Raw genomic sequence first — 8425 nt, 5'->3', positions numbered from 1 at the left:
ATCGGTTTGAACCAGTGGAAGGACCAGGCGTCCACGGCCGGTGGTCAGGCGATCCAGAACCTGGTGATCACGGGTTCGTTGATCACGATCGTCCCGTTGGTGATCGCGTTCCTGTGCTTGCAGAAGTACTGGCAGTCCGGCCTGGCCGCCGGCGCCGTCAAGGAATGACGCCTGTGAGGGCGATTGCTCTGACAATCATGGTTCAGGTGCCACCTGATCTCTACGCCTAATACAAGGGTCGATGAGCCGGCTTGGTTCCGATTCATCGGCCCTATTCCATCACTGTTGATAACTAGGCGAATATGTAAGGAATGAAGAATTATGGAACACAGAGCGTTCAACTGGCCGCAGCCTCTTGCCGGCAAAAGCCCGCGCATCTGGTACGGCGGCGACTACAATCCGGACCAGTGGCCCGAAGAGGTCTGGGATGAAGACATCGAACTGATGCAGAAGGCCGGAGTCAACTTGGTCTCCGTGGCCATCTTCTCCTGGGCCAAGCTTGAGCCGGAGGAAGGTGTCTACGATTTCGACTGGCTCGACCGGGTCATCGATAAGCTCGGAAAGGCCGGCATTGCAGTCGACCTCGCCACTGGCACTGCATCGCCGCCGATGTGGCTCACCCAAGCCCATCCGGAGATTCTGTGGGTGGACTACCGTGGCGACGTCTGCCAGCCCGGTGCCCGTCAGCATTGGCGCGCCACCAGCCCGGTCTTCCTGGACTACGCGCTGAACCTGTGCCGCAAAATGGCCGAGCACTACAAAGATAATCCATATGTAGTGTCCTGGCATGTGAGCAATGAATACGGCTGTCACAACCGTTTCGACTACTCCGAAGATGCCGAGCGCGCGTTCCAGCAGTGGTGTGAGAAGAAGTACGGCACCATCGATGCCGTCAACGACGCATGGGGTACCGCCTTCTGGGCGCAGCGTATGAACAACTTCTCCGAGATCATACCGCCGCGTTTCATCGGCGACGGCAACTTCATGAACCCGGGCAAGCTACTCGACTGGAAGCGTTTCAGCTCCGACGCTCTGCTCGACTTCTACAAAGCCGAGCGTGACGCCCTGCTCGAAATCACCCCCGGCAAGCCGCAGACCACCAACTTCATGGTGTCCGCCGGTGGTACCGGTCTGGATTATGACAAGTGGGGCTACGACGTGGACTTCGTGTCCAATGACCACTACTTCACGCCGGGTGAGGCACACTTCGACGAGCTGGCCTACTCGGCCTCCCTTACCGACGGCATCGCTCGTAAGAAGCCATGGTTCCTCATGGAACACTCCACGTCGGCCGTCAACTGGCGTCCGATCAATTACCGTGTGGAGCCGGGCGAACTCGTCCGTGACTCGCTTGCCCACTTGGCCATGGGCGCTGACGCCATCTGCTACTTCCAGTGGCGCCAGTCCAAGGCCGGTGCGGAAAAGTGGCACTCGTCGATGGTTCCGCACGCGGGCCCGGATTCCCAAATCTTCCGTGACGTGTGCGAATTGGGTGCCGATTTGAACAAGCTCGCCGACGAGGGTCTACTCGATACCACGTTGGTCAAGTCGAAGGTCGCTGTGGTCTTCGATTATGAGTCCCAGTGGGCTACGGAACACACCGCCACGCCTACTCAGGAGGTACGCCATTGGACCGAACCGCTCGCATGGTTCCGTGCGCTTGCGGACAACGGTCTCACTGCCGACGTGGTGCCGGTTCGTGGCCCGTGGGACGAGTATGAGGCCGTGGTGTTGCCGAGCATGACCATTCTCTCCGAGGAGACCTCGCGCCGCGTGCGCGAGTATGTGGCGAACGGTGGCAAACTGTTCGTGACCTACTACACCGGTCTGGTGGATGAGAAGGACCACGTCTGGCTTGGTGGCTACCCCGGTTCCATTCGCGATGTGGTGGGCGTACGCGTGGAGGAATTCGCCCCGATGGGCAACGACTTCCCGGGTGCCATGGATCACTTGGATCTGACCAATGGCACGGTGGCGCATGATTTCGCCGACGTAATCGCCTCGGTTGCGCCGACCGCTCACGTGGTGGCTTCCTTCAAGGCCGATAAATGGACCGGTTTCGATGGTGCTCCCGCCATCACCGTGAACGAATACGGCGACGGCAAAGCTGCATATGTCGGTGCTCGCTTGGGTCGTGAAGGCTTGGCCAAGTCCCTGCCTGTTTTGTTGGAAGAGCTTGGTATCGAGACTCCGGCCGAGGACGATCGTGGCGAGGTGTTGCGCGTCGAGCGCGCGGACTCCACTGATGAGAACCACTTCGTGTTCCTGTTCAACCGTACGCATGATGTTGCTGTCGTTGATTTGGAAGGTGAACCTTTGGTTGCGTCCTTGGCTCAGGTCAATGAGTCGGAACACACGGCCGCCATCCAACCGAACGGCGTACTGGTGGTGAAGCTGTAGGCCGTAGTCGGTAGCTTAGCGCCAGCGCAACAGCCATACAGAGCCTCGTCAGACAATCCGTCTGGCGGGGCTCGTTGCGTTGTCGGACGGTATGGCAGAGCGTCGAGATCGTTGTTCGTTGTCACCGACGTCGTGCCATGCGATGTGGGTGTAATTGTTTGCGATAACACGCCGATTGGTCGCGTTTGCGATAGGAAACAAACTGTGTATACTTATAAATGTTATCGCAATCATAGGTTTTGGAAATGGCGAGAGGAGCCACTTCTCGAAGTTGAGGAGAATTCCAAGGAATTTGAATCAACTGGAAACGATGATTACGAACGACATAGATATTTGAATCGTTCTGGACGATTCGAGGAAGGAGAACAGAACGATGAAGTTCACCACCGCCAAGAAGGCCGTCGCGCTCACGGGTGCCGTCGCCATGCTGGTTTCCGTTGCCGCCTGCGGTTCCGACAACGCGAGCAGCCAGCCGGCTCAGGAAAAGGACGTCACCGAAATCACCGTCTGGGCTTGGGAGCCTACGCTGACCCAGGTTGCCAAGGACTTCACGAAGAAGACCGGCATCAAGGTCGACCTCAAGAACGTCGGCACCAACACCAAGGAATACACCCAGCTTGATAACGCCATCGAGGCCGGCAACGGCGCTCCGGATGTGGCTCAGGTTGAGTACTACGCCATCCCGCAGTACGCCATCAAGGGCAACCTGCTGGACATCACCGACAAGACCTCCGGCTTCTCCGATTTCTACACCCCTGGCCCGTGGGCCTCCGTGCAGTTCGCCGGCAAGGTCTATGGTCTGCCGATGGATTCCGGCCCAATGGCCTTCTTCTACAACAAGGAAGTCTTCGACAAGGCCGGTGTTGACGCCGAGCAGATCAAGACTTGGGACGACTACTACGAGGCCGCCAAGAAGATTCACGCCCTTGGCGACAACTACTACATCACCTCCGACACCGGCGACGCCGGCTTCTACGACTCCATGACCTGGCTTGCCGGTGGCCAGCCGTTCAAGACCTCCTCCGACGGTTCCGAAGTCACCATCAACCTGACCGGTGACGAGAACGTGCAGAAGTTCAACGAGTTCTGGCAGAAGATGCTGGACGAAGGCCTGCTCGACACCAAGACCGCCGGCTGGTCCGAGGATTGGTTCAAGGGCATGGTCGACGGCACCATCGCCTCTCTGCTGACCGGCGCTTGGATGCCTGCAAACCTTGCTAACTCCGCTGCTGGCGGTGCCGGCAAGTGGCGCGTGACCCAGATGCCGACCGCTGACGGTTCCGCAACCAACTCCGAGAACGGTGGTTCTTCGCTGGCTGTGCTCGCCTCCTCCAAGAAGGCCGATGCCGCCTATCAGTTCATCGAGTACGCCAACCACGGTGATGGTGTAGCCACCCGTGTGGCCGGCGGTGCATTCCCGGCTGACAAGGCCTCCATGGAATCCGATTCCTTCAAGAACGCCACCACTGTGAAGAACGCCGATGGCGAGGATGTGGACTACTTCGGTGGTCAGAAGTACAACGAGGTCCTTGCTCAGGCTGCTGAGAACGTGTCCTCCGACTACCAGTTCCTACCCTTCGAAGTCAAGGCCCGCACCATCTTCGGCGACTACGTCGGCAAGTCCTACACCGGCGACCAGAAGCTCTCTGATGGCGTGGCTGCTTGGCAGAAGGCCCTGCAGGATTACGGCAAGGATCAGGGCTTCACTGTGAAGTAAGTCAAGTAGGTCACGACTGACTTAAGATTGACTACGGCATAGTCAACCGGAACCCCGCTCGCATCCGATTGTGAGCGGGGTTCCTTGTTTTCCACCTTCCATACCCGGCAACTAGTACACTCGGCACCATGCGCATGATTGGACGGCACATCAGAAGAACGGCGGCTGCGGCACTGGCCGCTATCCTGACCGTGGCTCTGGCTGCCTGCGGACAGGCCGAGACGGACAACCGTACCGTCATCAGCGTGTGGAGCTGGGAGCCCAGCATGGGCAAAGTCATCCAGCAATTCGAAAAAGCCAATCCGGACATTCGTGTCGAATGGACCAATATATCCGGCTACGACAACCTCAACGCGGCCATTCAGGACGGATACGGAACGCCGGATGTGGCGCAGATTGAGTACTATGCGTTGATGCAGTACGCCGTTTCCGGACAGCTGCTCGATCTGACCGATCGCATCGGATCCGATTATCCCAACTTCTATACGTTGGGTACCTGGTCTTCCGTGCAGCTTGCAGGGCGCACATACGGCTTGCCGATGGATTCCGGCCCCATGGGCTTCTTCTACAACAAAGACGTGTTCGATCAGGCCGGCGTGGACGCCAATCAGATCAAGACTTGGGACGACTATTACGAAGCCGCCAAGAAACTCAAGCAGATAGGCGTATATATCGCCGCCGATGCCGGTGATGGTAGCTTCTATGACGCGATGATCTGGCTCGCCGGCGGTCGCCCTTTCCATACCTCGCTCGATGGCAAAACGGTGACCATCGATTTGGACGAGGACGCCGGTACGCAACGGTTCACTGAATTCTGGCAGAAAATGATCGATGAAGATCTGGTGGACACCACGACTGCCACATGGTCCGACCGATGGAAGCGACGAGTGGGCACCGGCACCATAGCCTCTGTATTTTCAGGTGCATGGATGCCTTCGCTGTTGCTGGCCAATGTGCCCGGTGCCGCAGGCTTATGGCGAGTGGCTGCCATGCCTACCCATGACGGGACTCCCACCAATGCTGAGAACGGCGGTTCGGCGCTGGCCGTGTTGCAACGGACACGCAAGCCTGATGCGGCCTATCGATTCGTGGATTTCGTATCCCATGATGCTCAGGGCATCGCCACCCGTGTGGCCGGCGGCGCATTCCCCGCGGATTACACCACGCTCAATTCATCGGAATTCCTGAATAAGACCACGATCACCAATGAAAACGGTCTGGAGATCCCTTACTTCGGTGGGCAGAAATTCAATCGTGTGCTTGCCGAGGCGGCTGAAGACGTGTCCGCCGGCTATCAGTATCTGCCGTTCGAGGTATACGCCCGCTCCGATTTCAAAAATACGGTAGGCAAGGCCTACAGCTGGGCGTCGAGCTTCCAGGCGTATCAGCGCCGGGAAGCTCAGATTGAGCAGGGCATGAAAGACGCGAAAGGCAATCCGCTCAAATCACTGGATGACCCCGGTGCAAAGGTCGCTCTTGCCTCAGGTTTGGCGCGATGGCAGAAAGACCTCAAGGAATACGGTTTCAATCAGGGCTTTACCATCAAATAGCCTGCCATTGGCATAGCCAGCCCGATCTACTGCACGTTGCACCTGCTGCACCTACTGCACGTTGCGCGAATAAATATGCGCCATACCTTTGAAAATAAGGTCCGGGTCGTACACGTCGATGAGATCCGTATCGTTGGCGAAGACTCGTCCAAGGCCTCCGGTGGCGATCACCTTGAACCCTTCGTCGTCCAATTCCTTGCGGAATTGCCGAATCGTGCGCTCCACTCCGCCAAGGAATGTGTAGTACAAGCCGGCCTGCATGCATGTTTTGGTGTTCGTGCCCAGGATTGTGCTCGGACGGGTGATCTCCACCTCGGGCAACTGCGCGGTATCTCCCCACAATGCGGCCGCTCCGGTCCGTATGCCGGTGGTGATCACACCCGAGTCGATGACACCGTGTCCGTCCACGTGGGTGAACGTGGTGGCCGTACCGAAATCAGCCACAAGAGCGGGCCCGCCATACTCGTAGTACGCGCCGGCGCAATCGGCGAGAATATCGGCACCCAACGATTTGGGATCATCAATACGCACATTCATACCGGTTTTAATGCCCGGCCCGATCACCATCGGCTCCAGATCGAGGAATTTGATAATCGAAGAGCGGAAGGAGTGCATAACTTTAGGCACCACGGAACAGATGATCACATCATCCACATCGTCGGGAGTGAACCCGCTCATTCGCAGAAATTCAGTGAGAAACAGTCCGTATTCGTCGGACGTGTGATTGGCCTTGGTGGTGATTCGGTAAGTGCCGGCAATCTCACCGCCGTCATCCAGAAAACCAAGCACGATATTCGTATTGCCGATGTCAACAGCGACCAGCATGATAACCCTCCCTAAGCCAAGATGGATTTCACCGGCCATCCTACCGCAATGCAGGATGCGTCTGATGCAACAGAAGTCAAGAATTACAGTCCCGCGTCTATGATTGGGCTCTGGTGGTCGACCCGGTTCGGGCGGCCAACCAATCGCAACAATACATGCATAAGGAATCACAGAGGAAGAACCATGTCTCAAGACAATGGTGCGCACGCTGAAAGCGGCGCAACCGGTGCAACTACGGACGCGAGCCTGGCCTCGCGCGCCAAGAATCCAAAGAAGAACGGCCCGAAGTGGTGGCTGATTTCACTGATCGCCGTCATCGTGGCGGTCGCCGTCGTGATCGGCGTCACGCTGGCCTACGCGAAAAAAGACAACGGCACTGCTTCCGGCAACGGCGCTGCACAGGCAAACACCGTCACCATCGGCCTTAAACTGGCCCCCACCAACCTTGACATTCGCAACACCGCAGGCTCCGCACTCGATCAGATCCTGATCGGCAATGTGTACGAAGGCATTGTGGCCCGCGACTCGAAGAACCAGGTGACCCCGGCCATCGCCTCCAGTTGGGAGGAATCGAAGGACGGCCTGACCTACACTTTCCATCTCAACAAGAACATGGTCTTCTCCAATGGCGATACGCTCGACGCTGAGGACGTGGCCTGGTCCATCAACGAGCTGATCGCCAAGCAGTACCACGACGCCGACGCGCTTGAAGCCGTCAGCAAGGTGGAGGCCAAGGACGCCGACACCGTGGTCATAACGCTCAAGACCCCGAACTCGAACCTGCTGTGGACCCTGACCGGCCGCGCCGGCTTGGTATTCGATAAGGATGCCAAGTATGACTTGAAGACTCAGGCCGTAGGCTCCGGTCCGTACACCGTGGCCAAGTTCGTCGAAAACGATTCGATCACGCTCAAGGCCAATGAGAAGTACTGGGGCAAGAACAAGGCCAAGACCCCGACCATCGTGGTCAAGTATCTGGCAGACGATAACGCTGCGGTGAACGCGCTGAAGTCCGGCGACGTGCAGGTGCTCGCGCCGATCACCGAGAATCTGGCCGAACCGTTCACCTCCGACCCGTCCAAGTACGTGGTCAAGGCCGGCGATGGCACCGACAAGTACGTGCTCGGCTTCAACAACGCCTCCGGTTCCAAGCTTGCCGACAAGCGTATCCGTCAGGCCATCCGCTACGCCATCAACCATGATGAGCTCATCGCTTCCCGCGGCGGCGCGGATAAGGCCTTGGGCGGCCCGATCCCGTCCCTGGACCCCGGTTACGAGGATCTGACCGACCTCTACCCGTACGATCAGGACAAAGCCAAGTCGCTGATGGCCGCAGTGGGGTACTCCGAAGACAAGCCGCTGGAACTCACTCTGACCTACGCCAACATCTACGGCACTGAACTCGGCGACCAGCTGCGCTCGCAGTTGAAGCCCATCGGCATCGACCTGAAGGTCAACGTGGTGGAGTTCTCCACGTGGCTGCAGGACGTGTACACCAACCATGACTTCGACATCTCGCTGGTGGACCACAACGAAAGCCATGACTTCTACACGTGGACCGACCCCACCTACTACTTCGGCTACGACAACAAGGACGTGCAGAAGCTGTACGCGGAAGGCATCGCCGCCACCACCGACAAGGAACGCGACGCCAAGTTTGCCGAGGCCGCCAAGCTCATCTCCGAGGACGCGCCCGCCGACTGGCTGTTCAACTACCGCATCACCACCGCCACGGCCAAGGGCGTGGAAGGTTTCCCGTTCGATCTGAACCAGACCGTTCTGCCCCTCTACAACGTGACCTATTCGCTGGCTGAATTCAGCCAGAAATAGTGTCTGACTATGTAGTCAGACCGTGCGGTTGAAAGATGTTCTATTTCCGACACGCTCCGGGCCGCTCAGACCAAGTCTTTACGGTCTGAAACAGAACATCTTT

At 58.0% G+C, this 8425-nt stretch carries 5 protein-coding genes and 1 pseudogene; 5 read left to right on the top strand and 1 reads right to left on the bottom strand.

Annotated features, from left to right (window positions below; translation table 11 throughout):
- The 4 genes and pseudogenes from CUU80_RS07865 to CUU80_RS07850 all read left to right on the top strand — a co-directional run.
- Positions 1–168, top strand: a pseudogene (locus tag CUU80_RS07865) (carbohydrate ABC transporter permease); the annotation flags it as partial.
- A gap of 153 nt (positions 169–321) precedes the next feature.
- Positions 322–2400 carry a beta-galactosidase gene (locus CUU80_RS07860; protein ID WP_100496753.1) on the top strand — a complete coding sequence of 693 codons (2079 nt, stop codon included), beginning with the start codon at positions 322–324 and terminating at the stop codon, positions 2398–2400.
- Between the two features lie 373 nt (positions 2401–2773).
- A complete protein-coding gene (locus CUU80_RS07855; protein ID WP_100496752.1) occupies positions 2774–4117 on the top strand; it encodes an ABC transporter substrate-binding protein in 1344 nt (447 codons plus the stop codon).
- 128 nt (positions 4118–4245) lie between these two features.
- The gene (locus CUU80_RS07850) at positions 4246–5667 is read left to right on the top strand and encodes an ABC transporter substrate-binding protein (protein ID WP_165775888.1); all 1422 of its coding nucleotides are present in this window, start codon (positions 4246–4248) and stop codon (positions 5665–5667) included.
- 51 nt (positions 5668–5718) lie between these two features.
- On the opposite strand, the gene CUU80_RS07845 is transcribed toward CUU80_RS07850, so the two are convergent.
- Positions 5719–6492: a type III pantothenate kinase gene (locus tag CUU80_RS07845; RefSeq protein ID WP_100496751.1), complete on the bottom strand. Its 774-nt coding sequence runs from the start codon at positions 6490–6492 to the stop codon at positions 5719–5721.
- 183 nt (positions 6493–6675) lie between these two features.
- Between CUU80_RS07845 and CUU80_RS07840 the strand changes: the two genes are divergently transcribed.
- The gene (locus CUU80_RS07840; protein WP_100496750.1) at positions 6676–8322 is read left to right on the top strand and encodes an ABC transporter substrate-binding protein; all 1647 of its coding nucleotides are present in this window, start codon (positions 6676–6678) and stop codon (positions 8320–8322) included.
- Positions 8323–8425 lie beyond the last annotated feature (103 nt).

It is taken from the genome of Bifidobacterium scaligerum (assembly GCF_002802865.1).
Classification (GTDB): domain Bacteria; phylum Actinomycetota; class Actinomycetes; order Actinomycetales; family Bifidobacteriaceae; genus Bifidobacterium; species Bifidobacterium scaligerum.
This window is presented reverse-complemented; position numbering and strand designations above follow the sequence as displayed.

Bases quoted from the DNA above. Each gene is read 5' to 3' on its own strand.
- CUU80_RS07845 (WP_100496751.1), bottom strand. From the start codon at position 6,492: ATGCTGGTCGCTGTTGACATCGGCAATACGAATATCGTGCTTGGTTTT.
- CUU80_RS07860 (WP_100496753.1), top strand. From the start codon at position 322: ATGGAACACAGAGCGTTCAACTGGCCGCAGCCTCTTGCCGGCAAAAGC.
- CUU80_RS07840 (WP_100496750.1), top strand. From the start codon at position 6,676: ATGTCTCAAGACAATGGTGCGCACGCTGAAAGCGGCGCAACCGGTGCA.
- CUU80_RS07850 (WP_165775888.1), top strand. From the start codon at position 4,246: ATGCGCATGATTGGACGGCACATCAGAAGAACGGCGGCTGCGGCACTG.
- CUU80_RS07855 (WP_100496752.1), top strand. From the start codon at position 2,774: ATGAAGTTCACCACCGCCAAGAAGGCCGTCGCGCTCACGGGTGCCGTC.